Source organism: Brucella sp. H1_1004 (assembly GCF_047308065.1).
GTDB lineage: Bacteria > Pseudomonadota > Alphaproteobacteria > Rhizobiales > Rhizobiaceae > Brucella > Brucella pseudogrignonensis_B.
Window position 1 is genome coordinate 2,194,010 of the sequence record NZ_JAYKZA010000002.1, and the last position, 17,296, is coordinate 2,211,305.

Consider the following 17,296-nt stretch of genomic DNA (forward strand, 5'->3'; position numbering starts at 1 on the left):
AACGGATATGCCTATGCAGCCTATGCAACCGATCGGAAATGGAGCCCGAATTCTTCTGGGAATTCTGTTCTTCGTGCTTTTCTTTGCTTTCTGGGGCGTTGCGACGCTCGGAGGCTTTGTTTCGCCTACCTTCCTCGCCGATCCGATTACCATGGTTCAGGATGGGTATGATCTTATCGTCAATCAGGGTTTTATGTCGGATATTGGCATGACTGTCTGGCGTGTGTTGGGCGGCTTCATTATGGCAAGCATCGTGGCCATTCCGCTCGGAATAGCCATGGGCGCCTATAAGCCGATTGAAGCGCTGCTCGAACCCTTCGTTTCCTTCGCGCGTTATTTGCCAGCATCTGCATTCGTGCCGCTTCTTATTCTCTGGTCAGGCATTGGCGAAACACAAAAGCTACTCGTTATCTTCATTGGTGCCGTGTTCCAGCTCATTCTGATGATCGCTGTTATCGTTTCCGGCACACGCCGCGATCTGGTTGAAGCTGCCTATACACTCGGCGCCAAGGACCGCGGCGTCATTCGCCGTGTGCTTGTGCCTTCAAGCGCTCCCGATATTGCTGAAACGCTGCGTCTCGTGTTGGGCTGGGCCTGGACTTATGTGATCGTGGCAGAGCTGATCGGTGCATCGTCGGGCATCGGCTATATGATCATCAATTCCCAGGCGCTGATGGCGACCGGACAGATTATTTTCGGCATCATCGTCATCGGCGTTATCGGTCTGATTTCTGATCTGGCGTTCAAATACATCAACCGCTGGCTCTTTGCGTGGAGGTTTGCGTAATGCTTACGACAACCGAACAGGAACTCGTCGTCAAAGGCGTCAGCCGCACCTTTCCGGGTGTGCACGGCGGCAAGCCAACGCTGGCGCTGCAAGCGACCGATCTCATCATTCCAAAGAATGATTTCGTGACCATTCTTGGTCCATCAGGCTGCGGCAAGTCCACGCTTCTGCGCATCATTGCCGGTCTTGACAAGCCAACCACGGGCACGGTGACGCTGGAAGATCAGCCAGTCAAAGGACCGGGTGCCGATCGCGGCATGGTGTTCCAGTCTTATACGCTGTTTCCATGGCTGACCGTTCGGCAGAATGTCGGTTTCGGCCTGCGCGAAAAAGGCATGCCGGAAAAGCAGGCCCGTGAAATCATCGATAGCTATATCGACAAGGTCGGCCTGCGCGGATTTGAAAACCACTGGCCAAAACAGCTTTCAGGCGGCATGCAGCAGCGCACGGCAATCGCCCGCGCTCTGGCCAATGATCCAAAGATTCTGCTTCTCGATGAGCCTTTCGGCGCGCTCGACAACCAGACGCGTGGGCTGATGCAGGAACTTCTGCTCGGTATCTGGGAGCGGGAACAGAAGACCGTCATTTTCGTCACCCACGATATTGAAGAGTCCATCTTTATGGCGACCCGCGTGGTGACGATGACAGCCCGCCCCGGCAAGATCAAATCAATCACGCCAGTCAATATCGAACATCCGCGTTCTTATCAGGTCAAAGCCAGCCCTGAATTCTCCGAACTGCGCTTAAAGCTTACCGAAGAAATCCGCAGCGAAGCAATTACAGCTGCAAAACAGGCTGCCTGAAAATTATTGTTCCTTCTGATGAGATGGTATCTTAAGAAAAGGCTGCGATGTTCTTCGCAGCCTTTTCTTTCTAGCGCTTTGGATATGCGCTATTTTCAGGACCGTTCCATCATGGCCGTTTCAGCAGAACTTGAAGACCGCATCGTTTATGTGAATGGCGAATATGTCGCCGCACGCGATGCAAAAATCTCGATCTTTGATCGTGGTTTTCTCTTTGGTGACGGAATTTACGAAGTAACCGCAGTCCTTGACGGCAAGCTGGTCGATAGCGACCCACATATGAAGCGCCTGCGCCGTTCAACCGGAGAAATCGGTATTCCTATGCCGATGAGCGAAGATGAGATCGTCGAGATCGAACGCGAACTGATCCGCCGCAACAATCTCACCGAAGGTCTGGTCTATTTGCAAGTCACGCGCGGCGATGGTCGCGACCGTGATTTCGTCGCCAAGGGTTTGAAGCCATCAGTCGTTCTGTTCACACAGGTTAAAGCCCTCGCCAACCGGCCGGAAGTCACGACAGGCATTCGGGTGCTTTCACTCGATGATCTGCGCTGGAAGCGTCGCGATATCAAAACCGTCTGCCTTCTGCCACAGGCGCTTGCCAAGGAAATTGCCAAACATGCCGGTTGCGACGAAGCCTGGATGATCGAGGACGGCTATGTCACCGAAGGTGCATCGTCGACCAGCTATATCATCACGCAGGATGATGTCATCGTCACCCGCCCGAACAGCAATGCAGTGCTTCCTGGCTGCACACGTCTGTCCCTTTTGCAGCTGATTGCTGAAACCGGCATGACGCTTGAAGAACGCGCTTTCACGATTGACGAAGCTTATGCTGCGAAAGAAGCTTTCATGACCAGCGCGGGCACTTTCGTAACGCCGATTTCGTTCATCGACGACAAGCCTATCGGCGGTGGCAAGCCGGGTCCGGTCGCACTCAAGCTGCGTGAGATTTATCTCGACCACGCACGCCGGACCGCGATCTGAAAACAGTCGGGCCGGAACTCGGTTCCGGCCCGTTTTGCTCACGCTTCCCTCTCCCAAAAGAGCGGAGCAAAAGTGCTAAAACGTGCTAAAACACGTTTTTTGTGCGCATTTCGTGCTCAAAAGCGATGTTCAGAATGTGATTGCTGTGGCAAACCCATGGTAAGAATGTGGCAATATCGCGGCAAAACCCCTTTTTAGCGACGCTGGTTGTAAACATCGATGCAAACAGCACCCAACAAAACAATACCCTTGATCACTTGCTGATAGTCGATACCTATACCCAAGATCGACATGCCATTGTTCATCACACCCATAATCAGCGCACCGATCACGGCACCTGTCACACGGCCAACGCCACCATAGGCCGATGCCCCACCGATGAAGCAGGCGGCGATCACATCCAGCTCAAATCCAAGACCGGCTTTTGGTGTTGCCGTATTCAAACGGGCTGCAAAAACCAGCCCGGCAAGGGCTGCCAGCACACCCATATTGACGAATGCCAGAAAGGTCAGTCGCTCGGTTTTAACACCCGAAAGCTTTGCCGCATGGCGATTACCACCGACCGCATAAATCTGGCGACCGATCACCGTGCGCGTCGTGAGAAACGCATAGGCCGCAATCAGAACTGCCATAATAATCAACACGTTGGGCATGCCGCGATGTGAAGAAATCAGCAGGGCAAGATAAGCGATACCGGCAAACAACACGATATTCTTGATCACGAAAAAGGCGAAAGGCTCGGTTTCTACCTCATGCGCAATGTGACGCGCACGCGATCTTGAGTTCTGCCAGACGATGAAACCAGCAAGCACGAGACCGAGGATCAGCGATGTCAGATAGACACCACCCGTCACACCGATAAATTCGGGAATGAAGCCAGACGACAATTTCTGAAACATCGGAGGGAATGGACCGACCGACTGCCCACCGAGAACGGCCAGCATCAATCCTTTGAAAACCAGCATCCCAGCAAGGGTGACGATGAAGGATGGAATATTAAAATAAGCGACCCAGAAACCTTGCATCGCACCGATAATACCACCGGCAATCAGACACAGAATGGCAGCAATAGGAAACGGAATTCCCCACCGAACCATCATCACCGCCGCCAGTGCGCCGATAAATCCGCAGACTGATCCGACCGACAAATCGATATGTCCGGTCACGATAATCAGCAACATACCGAGCGCCATGATGACGATATAACTGTTTTGCAACACAAGGTTAGTCAGATTCAGCGGCTTCATCAACACGCCGCCAGTGACGATCTGGAAGAAGATCATGATCGCGATAAGCGAGAGCAGCATTCCCGATTCACGCAGGTTGTTTTTGAGATAACGCCCGATACCGCTCGGCGCTTTCTGGACTACGGTCTCGCTCATGATTGTTTTCCCTTATTGCGCATGATCGCACGCATAATGTTTTCCTGCGTTGCTTCTTCGCCAGCGACTTCGCCGACGAAGGCTCCCTCATGCATGACGACAATGCGGTCGCAAATCCCGATCAGTTCCGGCATTTCGGACGAAATGACGACCACGCCCTTGCCGCTGTCGGCCAATGAATTGATGATTGTGTAAATGTCGTATTTGGCACCCACATCGATGCCGCGCGTCGGTTCATCGAGGATCAGCACGTCCGGCCCGGTGAACAGCCATTTTGACAGCACCACCTTCTGCTGGTTGCCTCCGGAAAGCGTGCCTGTTTCCTGATAAACGTTGTGGCAGCGGATGCTCATCTGGCTGCGATAGTCATTCGCGACCTTCATTTCGCGAATGCTGTCGATCACGCCCTTCGGGCTGACGCCACGCAAATGCGCGAGCGATATATTGCGCGATATATTATCGCCAAGAACAAGGCCCAGCTTCTTGCGGTCCTCGGTCACATAAGCGAGCCCGGATTTGATAGCCCGTGCCACGGTAGAAATATCCACCGGCTTGCCATGCATCCGCGCTTCGCCAGTGATATTCGTGCCCCATGAACGCCCGAAAAGACTCATGGCGAACTCGGTGCGGCCAGCACCCATCAGGCCTGCAATCCCGACAATTTCCCCGGCGCGCACGTTGAACGAAACATTTTTAACCGAGTGTCGCTCCGGGTGCAGCGGATGATAGACCGACCAGTTCTCAGCCTCGAAAATCACTTCACCGATCTTCGGCTCACGCTTCGGATAGCGGCTTTCGAGATCACGATCGACCATTTTGCGGATGATCTCGTCTTCTTCGACCTCACCCTCATGACAATCCAGCGTTGCTACTGCACGACCATCACGCAGAACGGTGATCTTGTCCGCCACTTCACGAATTTCATTGAGCTTGTGCGAGATCAGGATGGAGGTAATGCCCTGCGCACGGAATTCTTTCAGCAATGCCAGCAATGCCGCACTGTCGGTTTCGTTCAAGCTCGCGGTAGGCTCATCAAGGATCAGCAGACGTACCCGCTTGGAAAGGGCTTTCGCGATTTCAACGAGTTGCTGTTTGCCAACACCAATGTCCGTCACCAGCGTATCGGGCGATTCCGTAAGACCAACCTTCTTCAACAGCACTTTCGTACGCTGATAGACTTCGCTGCGGTCAATGACGCCATAAGATCCGGGCGGATTGACGAGAAAAATATTCTCGGCAATCGACATCAATGGCACAAGTGCGAGCTCCTGATGGATGATGACAATGCCCAGCGCTTCGGAATCGTTGATATCGCGGAAGTGTCGCTCTTCGCCATCAAAGACAATCGAGCCGTCATAACTGCCAGAGGGATAAACCCCAGACAGCACTTTCATCAGCGTGGATTTTCCCGCGCCATTTTCACCGACAAAGGCGTGGATTTCGCCCGGCATCACCGTGAAATTGACGTCACTCAGAGCCTTCACAACGCCGAAGGATTTGCTGATACCGCGCATTTCAAGCAGCGGCGGACCACTCACATGTGGGCCTTCGCTGCCTGTCTCACGTTCAACAGGATTGGCTAAACTCATTCGCTCGCTCCCATGACAAACCTGCTCTGTCGTCAATTTATGAGAAGCTGCACACTCATAAAAAGACAACGCTGTCAATCTTTCGGCCTAACCCAGTTCGAAAACTGGGCGGCGGGGATCATGACAAGGAAGCAGGCATTATGGACGCGCCACAAAATGGCGCGTCCAGACACAAAATTACTTGATTTGGTCTTCTTTGTAGTAACCGCTATCGACCAGAACTTCCTTCCAGTTCGACTTGTCTACGATGACAGGCTTGAGCAGATAGGACGGCACAACCTTGACGCCATTGTCATAGGTCTTGGTGTCGTTCACTTCTGGCTCTTTACCACTCATCACGGCGTCAACCATATCAACGGTGACCTTGGCGAGTTCGCGGGTATCTTTGAAGATGGTGGAATTCTGCTCACCAGCAAGGATCGACTTGACAGAAGGCACTTCGGCGTCCTGACCGGAAACCGCAGGCATTGGCATGTCGCCGCTGCCATAGCCAACACCCTTGAGTGAGGACAGAATGCCAATGGAAATACCGTCATATGGTGACAGCACAGCATCCAGCTTCTTGTCGGAATAGAAGGCTGAGAGGATCGAGTCCATGCGCGCCTGAGCGGTGGCACCGTCCCAGCGGAGTGTCGCTACCTTGTCCATGCCGGTCTGGCCACTACCAACGATAAGCTTGCCGCTGTCGATGTATGGCTGGAGAACGGACATTGCACCATTATAGAAGAAATAGGCATTGTTATCGTCTGGCGAACCGCCGAACAACTCGATATAGAACGGACCTTCCTTGTTCTTGAGATCCAGTGCTTTTTCAATCGACTGTGCCTGCAAAACGCCAACCTGGAAATTATCGAAGGTCGCGTAATAAGAGACGTTTGGTGTGTCGCGGATCAGGCGGTCATAAGCGATAACCTTGATGCCTGCGTCATTGGCCTTGGCCAGAACATCGGACAATGTGGTGCCATCGATCGACGCAACGACCAGAACTTTAGCACCCTTGGTGACCATGTTTTCAATCTGGGCCAGCTGGTTCGGAACGTCATCTTCAGCATATTGAAGATCGGTCTTGTAACCGCGTTCCTGAAGCACCTTTACCATGTTGTCGCCATCGGCAATCCAGCGTGCGGACGACTTGGTTGGCATTGCAACGCCAACGAGGCCCTTGTCCTCAGCATGTGCAAAGCCCGTAAATGCAAAGGCAGCAAGCGCTGCTGCCAGTGTGAATGATTTTATGCCTGCCATTATCTCACTCCCGTAATTGGGCTGTCTCATTGAGACTGCCATTCTCCCAAAACTTCCGCCCCCGCCCCATGCCCAGAACATCCTGAGCCTGAACCTGCGGAATACTTTTCAAACAAAATCCAGGCTCTCTCAGCCCGCGATCTTGTTCCAAGCCTCAACTGCACGCTGTGCGCGTTCACGCACATCGGCAACCGTCAAACCAGCCTTGTAAAGACTGGAACCAAGCCCGAAGCAGCTCACTCCCGCTGCCCGATAGGTTGCAAAATCATTCTCCGAGACGCCACCCACGGCACCCACCGGAATATCCTTCGGCAATACGGCACAGATCGCCTTGATGCCTTCAGCGCCCAGCACACTGGCCGGGAAGAACTTCAACGCCGATGCGCCTGCATGAATTGCGGCAAAGGCCTCGGTCGGTGTGAAAACACCAGGCATCGTCACCATGCCATGATGCGATGCGCGGCGAATAACATCAGGCTCGACATTCGGGCTGACCAGAAGCCTGCCGCCAACATCGTTCAACCGATCCACATTCTCAACCGAAAGAACCGTTCCTGCCCCAATCAGCACATGAGCAGGCGCGAGTTTCGCAGCCTTTTCAATGGATACGAAGGGATCCGGCGAATTGAGCGGAATTTCAATTGCCTCAAAACCCACCTCGATCAGCGTGGAAACAATCGCTTCCGTTTCTTCTGGCCGAATACCACGCAGGATAGCTACCAATGGATAGCGAAGCTTCGGCCATGCGATACGTTCGCTCATTGTGCGCCTCCCGCAAATGCGTGTTTTGCCGCCATAAACAGCCCATCGCGCACCAACTCATCGGCTTCGATGCGTTTTACTTTCACACCGGCAATCTCAAGCGCAGAAGCATAAAGCGCACCCATCATGCCATCGGAAAGCAGCAGGGCCTCGCTTGGTTTTCCAAACAATGTGCGGCCACCAGCAACTTCCAACCCGATCAACAGACCCGACAGACGTGCAAGCTGATCTGTCGGCTTAAAGTCATGCACCAGCCAGCCAGCACGCACCGTAAAGAGCGCATTGGCGATAAGCTCAGGTGTCTCAAGCGAAGTTTTAACACCAACCTTAAAGGCTGCACTCGCTGGATCAACCGGCCCTGCTCCTTCAAGCGCACCAGCCAGAACCGACCTCTCTTTGAGCAGAGCAAACAATTCACCTGTCATGAAAGAGCGATAATCATTAAGCTTGCCGTCTGCGATATGCACCCATTTCGCATGTGTACCGGGCATCACCACCACGGCATCGCGCGTGCCGCGATGCACCAGACCAAGCAGCTTGGTTTCTTCACCGCGCATCACATCCGGCGCATCTTCGCTGCGGCGGGCAACACCCGGCAGCATGATGACAGGGCGCTTTGCAGGCACGCGAACCGCAGCAGCAACAATACCTTCCAACCCGGCTGGCAGGCTCATATAAGGCGCTTCGACCCAGCCAGTCCGCGAACCTGCCATACCGCAGATCACGACCGGCAGATCATCCGGCGCATCGACGGATGCAAGATGCCGTTCGAGCAGCGTCTCAAAGCCCTTTTCTTTTGCCGAGATCAACCCGTCGTCACCGCGGCTTTCCCTGAGGACATGACCATCAACATCCAGCGTCCAGAGGCGGAACCGGGTGGTCCCCCAATCCGCCACTGCCGCAAATGGTGTTTTCGCACCAGACATTTAGTGGTTGTCTCGCGGCAGACCGCGCGTGTGCGCAATGTCCTGATATTTGACCGCATTTTCAAGAACCGCACCGGTTTCCATCTGCCCGACGACCGCGCGCTGGATTTCCTGCCAAGGCGTCTGGCTTTCGGGATATTTATAACCGCCAGCAGCTTCCAGAGCCTTGCGGCGCTCTGCCAGTTCTTCATCGGAAATCAGAATATCGGCTGTGCCGCGACCAAGATCGATGCGCACCCGATCGCCCATTTTCAGTAATGCCAGACCACCGCCAGCAGCTGCTTCCGGCGACGCGTTGAGGATCGACGGCGAACCGGAAGTACCCGACTGACGGCCATCTCCGATGCAAGGCAGCGAACTGATGCCCTTCTTGAGAAGGTAATCCGGCGCACGCATATTCACAACTTCCGCCGCACCCGGATAGCCGATTGGGCCAGCACCGCGCATGAACAGTACAGAGTGCTCATCAATCTCCAGCGACGGATCATCAATCCGGTGATGATAATCTTCCGGGCCATCAAAAACGATTGCCTTGCCTTCAAAAGCATTCGGGTCTTTTGCGTCGCTCAGATAGCGATTGCGGAATTCTTCCGAGATAACGCTCAGTTTCATGATCGCCGACGAGAACAGATTGCCGCGCAGCACGCGGAAACCAGCATGGCTCTTCAATGGCTGATCATAGGTCTTGATGACATTGCTGTCTTCAATCGTGGCATTTTTGCAGTTTTCACCGATGGTCTTGCCGTTAACAGTCAGCGCGTCCTCATGAATGAGGCCCTGCCCCATCAGCTGATTAACGACCGCTGGCACACCGCCCGCATGGTAATAATCTTCGCCAAGATATTCACCCGCTGGCTGGAGATTGACCAGCAGCGGAATATCCTCACCATATTTCTGCCAGTCGTCAATCGTCAGATCAACGCCAACATGACGCGCAAGCGCATTGAGATGAATCGGCGCATTGGTCGAGCCGCCAATCGCGGAATTGACGCGAATTGCATTGATGAACGCCTCCTTGGTCATGATGTCTGTTGGCTTCAAATCTTCATAAACCATTTCGACAATACGACGACCAGTCAGATAGGCCACTTCCTGACGATCACGATAAGGCGCGGGAATTGCAGCCGAACCCGGCAACTGCATACCAAGCGCTTCGGCAAGCGAGTTCATGGTCGTTGCCGTACCCATCGTGTTGCAATAGCCAGTCGATGGCGCAGACGAGGCAACCAGCTTGATAAAGCCCGCATAATCGATCTCGCCCTTGGCAAGCAGCTCACGCGCCTTCCAGACGATGGTGCCCGAACCCGTGCGTTCGCCCCGGAACCAGCCATTGAGCATCGGACCAACCGAGAGCGCAATCGCTGGAATATTGACAGTCGCAGCTGCCATCAGACAGGCAGGCGTGGTCTTGTCGCAACCAATAGTCAGCACAACGCCATCCAGCGGATAGCCATAAAGCACTTCAACAAGGCCGAGATAAGCAAGGTTACGATCAAGGCCCGCAGTCGGACGTTTGCCGGTTTCCTGAATAGGATGAACCGGAAACTCGATCACGATACCGCCCGCTTCACGCACACCCTCACGCACGCGATTGGCGAGCTCCAGATGATGACGGTTGCATGGCGAAAGGTCCGAACCCGTCTGCGCAATGCCGATGATCGGTCGCCCCGATTGCAACTCTTCCTGACTGAGACCATAATTCATGTAGCGCTCAAGATAGAGCGCCGTCATGTCGACATTGTCCGGATTATCGAACCATGCGCGGGAACGGAATCGTGGTGCTTTCGGATCGACGGGCTTATTCATTTCACTGTCCTGCGTGGGTAAGAGACCGCAGTGCGGCCCCAATTCCTAATCTTCAAAAACTTCAACGATATGGCGCTGTCCCATAAGGAAAGCGTCTGCAACATGCGTCAGCGGCGCGAGGTCAACATCGCTCTGCCCCGCACCAACCAGCTTCACGAAATTCTGGTAAAGGCGCTGATATTCACGATCCGGCTCGGCCATTTTCTCGCTGCCTGCGATGGTCAGACGGCTACCGCCATGGCTCAACAGCAGCGTTCCTTTATCAGTCTCGACACGAATATCCCATGTCTGCGGACCCGTCTGACGCCAGTCGAGTTCAAAGGAAACTGGCACACCACTTTCCGTTTCAAACGCAAGATCAGCTGCAATCGGTGCCGCACGATTTTCAGGGAAATAAAGATCGGACTTCGTCAGAAAAAACCGTTCCGGCAAAATATGCGTGACAATCGACAGCGCATTAATGCCCGGATCAAACACACCAAGACCACCCGGCTCCCAGATCCACTGCTGGCCGGGATGCCAATGGCGCACATCCTCTTTCCACGACACCGCAACAGAATGAATTGCAGCATCTTTCAGAAATTCGCGTGCAGGCTCAACGGCTGCAGCTTCGCGTGAATGCCAGGTTGCATAAAGCGTAACGCCCTGCTTTTCAGCAAAACGCGTCAGCGCCTGCACTTCCGAAATCGTTGCACCCGGAGGCTTTTCCAGCATCACATGCTTGGCAGCGCTGAGCGCTGCATAGGCCTGTTGAAACCGGCCCTGCGGCGGCGTGCAAAGCGATACCGCGTCAATGGCAATGTCGCTTTCAAGCAATTGATCGATGTCATGAAAGGATGGCAAACCATCAAGGCCTGCATTGCGGCTGGCAATGGCTTTGAGTTCAATACCATCAACAGCTTCAATGGACGGCAGATGCTGGTCACGAGCAATTTTGCCAAGACCAACAATTGCCAGATTGATATTGGATGCGGCCGCCATTTCAGAGCGCCTTCACAACAACGTCTTCGGCTTTCGCCTGCGCCAATTTATTGACCAGCGGATAACGGAAAGGCTTTGCCGAAATTTCGAACTGGTCGCCATTTTCCGTCTTCACACCTTCTGAGAAGGACAGTGTCGCCGTGCCAAAGAAATGCACATGAATGTCTCCCGGGCGACGGAACAGTTCATACTTGAAATGATGATGCTCCAGATTGGCAATTGTGTGTGACATGTTCGCTTCGCCCGACAGGAACGGCTTTTCAAAGATCACCTGATCCCCGCGCTTAATGCGCGAAACACCTTCAACGTGATCCGGCAGATCACCGACATAAAGCTCCGGCCCCAGCGACGCCTGACGCAGCTTGGAATGCGCGAGCCAGAGATAATTCTGCTTTTCCGTCACATGATCGGAAAACTCATTCGCGAGGCAAAAACCAAGGCGGAACGGCGTGCCGTCCGGTCCAATCAGATAGATGCCCGCCAGTTCCGGTTCTTCACCACCATCTTCGGCAAAAGCTGGCGAGACCAGCGCACCACCAGTTTCAACCAGTGCCGAACCATCGCCCTTATAGAACCATTCCGGCTGCACGCCGGTTTCACCGGGCTTCGGCTTGCCCCCTTCAACACCCATCAGGAACATACGCATGGAGTCGGTCGGCTTTTCAGCCGCCTGCGCTGCCTTGTGCATCTTGTCACGACCATCGGCAGATCCAAGATGTGTGAGGCCCGTACCTGCAACGATCAGATGTGCTGGATCTTCATGGGTAATGGGCAGACCAACGCGGCCATCTGAGAGCGCTGCATCAATATCAACTGCTTCGCCCTTGCCATTGCGTTCAACCTGTTCGCTCAGACTGATGCCGGCGGAAATTGCAGCCCATGCCAGTTCATAGGTCGTCGTTACGCCATTGACGACATGTGCAGCACCTTCATCATCGCAAGCGGCCACACGCGTTTCTCCGCTTGCATCGCGGAACTGTACCAGACGTAACATTGAACCTCCCATTTTCCGCAAAACTATCGCGGAACATTCTATCCAACCGCTCAGAGCACCCATGTGCGAAAGTGCGGCTCCTTCTTATTAATATGACTATTTTGTCAAACGCATACTTGTCAAGCAAGGGAAATGCCCCATACACCACCCTCTAAGGCCTGCATCAGGCAAGGCGAATATAAAACTATGTTTTAATTATATAATTTACGATTATGCACGTTTGTCGCACCCCTATTCCAAAGTAAATACAACAAAGACGCTTGCCATAAAGTAATATTATATGCTTCATAAACGAGAAGGCCGGGAGGGCCTTTTCTTTGGGAGGATCCATTATGAAACGCAGTCTGACGGCTCTGACGGCCGCATTTTCATTCGCTCTGATCTCAAGCGCGTCCGCCGCTTCACTTACGGTCGGCTTCTCGCAGATCGGTTCCGAATCGGGCTGGCGCGCCGCTGAAACAAGCGTGACAAAACAGGAAGCTGAGAAGCGCGGCCACGCACTCAAATTTGCCGACGCGCAGCAGAAGCAGGAAAACCAGATCAAAGCCGTTCGCGGTTTTATTGCGCAGGGCGTTGACGCGATCCTGATTGCGCCGGTTGTTGCAACGGGTTGGGATGCGGTTCTGAAGGAAGCCAAGGAAGCAGAAATTCCTGTCGTGCTTCTCGACCGCCAGATCGATGCACCGGAAGACCTCTATCTCACCGCTGTTACCTCTGATCAGGTCCATGAAGGCAAGGTCGCGGGCGACTGGCTGGTCAAGGAAGTGGGCGACAAGCCTTGCTCGGTTGTCGAACTTCAGGGCACCACCGGTTCTTCACCGGCGATCAACCGCAAGAAGGGCTTTGAAGAAGCGCTTGCAGGCCACGACAACATCAAGATTTCCCGCTCGCAGACCGGCGACTTCACCCGCACCAAGGGTAAAGAAGTCATGGAAAGCTTCATCAAAGCCGAAAATGGCGGCAAGGACATCTGCGCCGTTTATGCGCACAATGACGACATGGCAGTTGGCGCCATTCAGGCCATCAAGGAAGCTGGCTTGAAGCCCGGCACCGACATCAAGGTCGTCTCGATTGATGCCGTTCCTGATATTTTCCAGGCGATGGCCAATGGTGAAGCCAATGCGACGGTGGAACTGACACCAAACATGGCAGGTCCTGCTTTCGACGTCATCGAAGCGTTCAAGGAAAAAGGCACGGTTCCACCAAAGTGGATCCAGACCGAATCCAAGCTTTACACACAAGCTGATGACCCGAAGGCTGTTTACGAAGCCAAGAAGGGCCTCGGCTACTGATCTTCGGATTGAATTTCATGGTTTCGGGCCGCATCGACTGCGGCCCGGCGCTGCTTGCGTCGCGAAAGAGTGGGAAACGGCTTTTCGCGACATGCGTGAAATAGAAACAGAGCAAGTGCAGTGGTGCACTACATGCGACACGCTCTGGTTTTGAAATTCGCAAACGGAAGACTGCCATGGCTCGCCCCGACTTCGCTGTGCGCGAAACGCCAGCAACGCCGCTTCTTGAAGCGCGCTCAATTACCAAATCTTTTCTTGGTGTGACTGCACTCGATCACGTCGATTTCGCGCTCAATCGCGGTGAAATTCACGCGCTCCTTGGCGAAAACGGCGCAGGAAAATCAACGCTCATCAAAATTTTGACCGGCGCCTATCACGGCTTTGACGGTTCTGTTTTGCTTGAAGGCCAGCTCATCGCGCCCGCCTCTGTGATGCAAGCGCAAACGCTCGGCATTGGAACCGTCTATCAGGAGGTCAATCTTCTTGAAAATCTGACAGTCGCCGAAAACCTGTTTCTTGGTCGCCAGCCGCGACGCCTCGGCTTCATTGACCGTCGCCGCATGGAAAAAGATGCAGCCACCCTGCTCGCCCGATACGGCCTCACGATTGATGTCGGTGCACCTTTGTCGGCTTATTCTGTCGCCATCCGCCAGATCATCGCAATCGCCCGCGCTGTCGATGTTTCAGGCAAAGTTCTGGTGTTGGATGAGCCAACGGCCAGTCTTGATGCGCATGAAGTCGAGATGCTGTTTGGCGTCTTGCGCCATTTGAAGGCCGAGGGTCTTGGCATCATCATCATCACGCATTTTCTGGATCAGGTCTATGATATCGCTGATTGCGCAACTGTGCTGCGCAACGGTCGTCTGGTGGGCAGCCGCGATCTGTCGGAACTGCCTCGCACCGATTTGATTTCCATGATGCTAGGGCATCAGTTGCAGGAGACTGTCCGTCGTCAGCTAACTGAGGAAGTCAGCGACAGCTATTCCGCGCCCATCCAATTCACTGGCTTTGGCAAAAAAGGAAGCGTGGCCCCCTTTGATCTCGTGATCAAGCCCGGCGAAGCCGTTGGCATTGCCGGACTGCTCGGTTCTGGTCGTACAGAGACTGCTTTGCTTATGTTCGGCGTCGATCAGGCAGACAGTGGCACGCTTAGTGTTGACGGCAAAGATACAAAACTCCCCTCACCGGTCGCAGCCATTTCCGAACGCTTTGCCTTTTGTCCTGAAGAGCGCAAGACCGATGGGATCATCGGCGATTTTTCGGTGGCCGAGAATATCGCGCTCGCCGTTCAAGCCAAGCGTGGCTGGTCAAAACCGATCTCGTCACGCGAAAAGGCTGCCCTCGCCCAGCGTTATATCAAAGCATTGGATATACGCCCGCCTGATCCGGACAAACCGATCAAATTTCTGTCGGGCGGCAACCAGCAAAAGGCCATTCTGGCGCGTTGGCTCGCCACCGATCCTCGCCTGCTGATTTTGGATGAGCCAACGCGTGGCATCGATATTGGTGCCCATGCCGAAATTCTCAAGCTCATCGGCGAACTCTGCACCGAAGGCATGTCTCTTGTCATCATTTCCTCCGAATTCGAGGAGCTTGCAGCCGTGGCAAACCGCGTGGTGGTGCTCTCCGACCGTCGCCATGTGGCAGAACTCAAAGGCGAAGAAATCACCGCCGACAATATCGTGCGTGCGATTGCTGAGACCGGAAGTGATAAGGAAGCGGCAGCATGATCGCTCGCATGACCAGAAAACTGAAAAGACTAAGCCCACAACTGGCAGCCCTCGCGCTTATTCTGGCGGCAAATACCATCATCGCGCCAGGTTTTCTCGGTATTTCTTTTCAGAACGGACGCCTCTACGGGAGCCTGATCGATATTCTGGTGCGTGCTGCACCTGTCGCCATTCTGGCAGTCGGCATGACATTGGTGATCGCCACCCGCGGCATTGATCTCTCGGTCGGCGCGGTCATGGCAATCAGCGGCGCAACAGCTGCATCACTCATCGTGGCAGGCTATCCGCTGGCGATTGTCATACCCGTCGCCCTCGGCGTCGGACTCGTTTGCGGATTGTGGAACGGCTTTCTTGTCGCCGTCTTTGACATTCAGCCGATCATTGCAACGCTGATATTGATGGTGGCGGGGCGGGGCATCGCACAGCTTATCACCGAAGGCGCAATCCTCACCTTCAACAATGATTCCTTTGCAGCACTCGGTTCCGGCTCGCTCCTCGGTGTGCCCATCCCTGTTTTAATCTGGGTATGTGCAGGGCTGGCAATCGGATTTGCGGTGCGCTCGACAGCGCTTGGTTTCCTGATTGAAGCCACAGGCATTAACCGCCGTGCCGCCATGCTGGCAGGGGTTAAAGCGCGCTTTCTCCTGTTTAGTGTCTATGCAGTTTCTGGCCTTTGTGCAGCGCTTGCCGGGCTGATCGCAACCGCTGATATTCGCGGTGCAGATGCCAACAACGCCGGTCTCTGGCTTGAACTCGATGCCATTCTGGCTGTCGTCATTGGTGGCACATCGTTGAATGGCGGGCGTTTCTCGATCATGGCGTCGCTGCTTGGCGCGCTGATCATCCAGGCGATCAATACCGGCATCCTGATGGCTGGGTTTCCGCCGGAATTTAACCTCATCATCAAGGCAGGCATTATCGTCATCGTGCTGACATTCCAGTCGCCGGCAATCGTCAGCTTCTTCACCTTCCTGCGTGCTGAACGTAAAAACAGTGCCGCAAAGCCAACGCACCAAGGAGCACGGCAATGAGAGTGCTTCGCAATCTGCCTTTCGTCACAACAGTCGCAATTTTCCTGCTTGCCTATGCGATCTGCGTCATCCAGTTCCCGAACATGCTTTCAACGCGGGTGATCGGCAACCTTCTGACCGATAATGCCTTCCTCGGCATTGCAGCCGTTGGCATGACCTTTGTGATCATCTCCGGCGGCATAGACCTTTCGGTTGGATCCGTCATCGCCTTTACCAGCGTTTTTGTGGCCGTGCTCGTCGGACAGCTTGGCGTGCATCCGCTGATTGCTTTTGGGCTCGTACTGGTGATAGCAGCGCTATTTGGTGCGTGGATGGGGATGATGATCCATTACCTCGGCATCCCGCCCTTTGTAGCGACACTCGCTGGCATGTTTCTGGCACGCGGAGCAGCATTTCTGATCTCGACGCAATCTGTGCCGATTTCGCATCCGTTCATCGAAACCTTACAAGGCTTTTACTTCAGGCTCCCGGGCGGCGGCAGATTAACCTTTGTTGCCATGCTCATGCTGGCAGTTTTCATCATCGGCGGCATCATTGCGCATCGCACGCGTTTTGGTGCCAATATCTATGCGCTTGGCGGCAACGCGCAATCGGCAGAACTGATGGGCGTTCCGATTGGTCGGACCACAATTGGCATCTATACCATGTCGGGCGTGCTTTCCGGCCTCGCAGGCATCGTCTATACGCTCTACACATCATCGGGCTATTCGCTGGCAACTGTGGGTGTTGAGCTTGACGCAATTGCGTCGGTCGTGATTGGGGGCACACTACTCACCGGCGGTGCCGGCCTGGTGGCAGGGACGTTTGTCGGTATTCTCATACAAGGCCTCATACAGACCTATATTGTTTTCGATGGAACACTGTCTTCCTGGTGGACAAAAATAGCGATTGGTATCTTGCTGTTCTTGTTTATTGCGCTACAGCGAGGACTTGTATGGTTTTCCGATATAAGACTCGCGCGTCAACGCATGAAGGAGGCCTGAA

15 protein-coding genes are annotated in these 17,296 nt (G+C 54.1%); 7 read left to right on the plus strand and 8 right to left on the minus strand.

The features are described from left to right. Window positions 1-13: 13 nt before the first annotated feature. The 3 genes from U2P60_RS18005 (at window position 14) to U2P60_RS18015 (ending at window position 2,577) form a co-directional block, all read left to right on the plus strand. Window positions 14-787 (plus strand): ABC transporter permease, encoded by a 774-nt coding sequence (locus U2P60_RS18005; RefSeq protein ID WP_313826966.1) that lies wholly within the window; start codon window positions 14-16, stop codon window positions 785-787. Continuing rightward, on the plus strand, window positions 787-1,590 hold the full coding sequence (locus tag U2P60_RS18010; protein ID WP_413573582.1) for an ABC transporter ATP-binding protein: 804 nt from the start codon (window positions 787-789) through the stop codon (window positions 1,588-1,590). Before U2P60_RS18005 ends, U2P60_RS18010 begins: the two co-directional genes overlap by 1 nt. 108 nt (window positions 1,591-1,698) lie before the next feature. Then, window positions 1,699-2,577, plus strand: a complete 879-nt coding sequence (locus U2P60_RS18015; RefSeq protein WP_413573864.1) for a D-amino-acid transaminase — start codon at window positions 1,699-1,701, stop codon at window positions 2,575-2,577. A gap of 194 nt (window positions 2,578-2,771) precedes the next feature. Here the strand turns inward: U2P60_RS18015 and mmsB are convergent, their stop codons facing one another. From mmsB to araD1, 8 genes are all read right to left on the minus strand, one after another. Next, window positions 2,772-3,959, minus strand: coding sequence for a multiple monosaccharide ABC transporter permease (mmsB, locus tag U2P60_RS18020; RefSeq protein ID WP_413573583.1), 1,188 nt, complete (start codon window positions 3,957-3,959; stop codon window positions 2,772-2,774). Next, window positions 3,956-5,548, minus strand: a complete 1,593-nt coding sequence (gene mmsA, locus U2P60_RS18025) for a multiple monosaccharide ABC transporter ATP-binding protein (protein WP_413573584.1) — start codon at window positions 5,546-5,548, stop codon at window positions 3,956-3,958. Before mmsA ends, mmsB begins: the two co-directional genes overlap by 4 nt. 177 nt (window positions 5,549-5,725) lie before the next feature. Continuing rightward, window positions 5,726-6,790, minus strand: a complete 1,065-nt coding sequence (gene chvE, locus U2P60_RS18030; RefSeq protein WP_413573585.1) for a multiple monosaccharide ABC transporter substrate-binding protein — start codon at window positions 6,788-6,790, stop codon at window positions 5,726-5,728. Between the two features lie 129 nt (window positions 6,791-6,919). Next, window positions 6,920-7,552: a 2-dehydro-3-deoxy-6-phosphogalactonate aldolase gene (locus tag U2P60_RS18035; protein WP_413573587.1), complete on the minus strand. Its 633-nt coding sequence runs from the start codon at window positions 7,550-7,552 to the stop codon at window positions 6,920-6,922. Then, complete coding sequence (locus U2P60_RS18040; RefSeq protein ID WP_413573588.1) at window positions 7,549-8,478, minus strand: 2-dehydro-3-deoxygalactonokinase; 930 nt, start codon at window positions 8,476-8,478, stop codon at window positions 7,549-7,551. Before U2P60_RS18040 ends, U2P60_RS18035 begins: the two co-directional genes overlap by 4 nt. Beyond that, a complete protein-coding gene (locus U2P60_RS18045; RefSeq protein ID WP_313826976.1) occupies window positions 8,479-10,284 on the minus strand; it encodes an IlvD/Edd family dehydratase in 1,806 nt (601 codons plus the stop codon). Between the two features lie 45 nt (window positions 10,285-10,329). Next, complete coding sequence (locus U2P60_RS18050) at window positions 10,330-11,265, minus strand: Gfo/Idh/MocA family protein (RefSeq protein WP_413573590.1); 936 nt, start codon at window positions 11,263-11,265, stop codon at window positions 10,330-10,332. A 1-nt stretch (window position 11,266) separates the two neighbouring features. Further along, window positions 11,267-12,259 carry an AraD1 family protein gene (gene araD1, locus U2P60_RS18055; RefSeq protein WP_413573592.1) on the minus strand — a complete coding sequence of 331 codons (993 nt, stop codon included), beginning with the start codon at window positions 12,257-12,259 and terminating at the stop codon, window positions 11,267-11,269. Window positions 12,260-12,591: 332 nt separating this feature from the next. Between araD1 and ytfQ the strand changes: the two genes are divergently transcribed. The 4 genes from ytfQ (at window position 12,592) to yjfF (ending at window position 17,295) form a co-directional block, all read left to right on the plus strand. Next, window positions 12,592-13,551, plus strand: a complete 960-nt coding sequence (ytfQ, locus tag U2P60_RS18060) for a galactofuranose ABC transporter, galactofuranose-binding protein YtfQ (protein ID WP_313826979.1) — start codon at window positions 12,592-12,594, stop codon at window positions 13,549-13,551. Between the two features lie 176 nt (window positions 13,552-13,727). Continuing rightward, the gene (locus tag U2P60_RS18065) at window positions 13,728-15,281 is read left to right on the plus strand and encodes a sugar ABC transporter ATP-binding protein (RefSeq protein WP_413573595.1); all 1,554 of its coding nucleotides are present in this window, start codon (window positions 13,728-13,730) and stop codon (window positions 15,279-15,281) included. Further along, entirely contained in the window at window positions 15,278-16,312 is a 1,035-nt protein-coding gene (locus U2P60_RS18070; RefSeq protein ID WP_413573597.1) for an ABC transporter permease, read from the plus strand. The genes U2P60_RS18065 and U2P60_RS18070 overlap by 4 nt, the downstream gene beginning before the upstream one ends. Beyond that, window positions 16,309-17,295 carry a galactofuranose ABC transporter, permease protein YjfF gene (gene yjfF / locus U2P60_RS18075; RefSeq protein WP_313826983.1) on the plus strand — a complete coding sequence of 329 codons (987 nt, stop codon included), beginning with the start codon at window positions 16,309-16,311 and terminating at the stop codon, window positions 17,293-17,295. Before U2P60_RS18070 ends, yjfF begins: the two co-directional genes overlap by 4 nt. Window position 17,296: the final 1 nt, after the last annotated feature.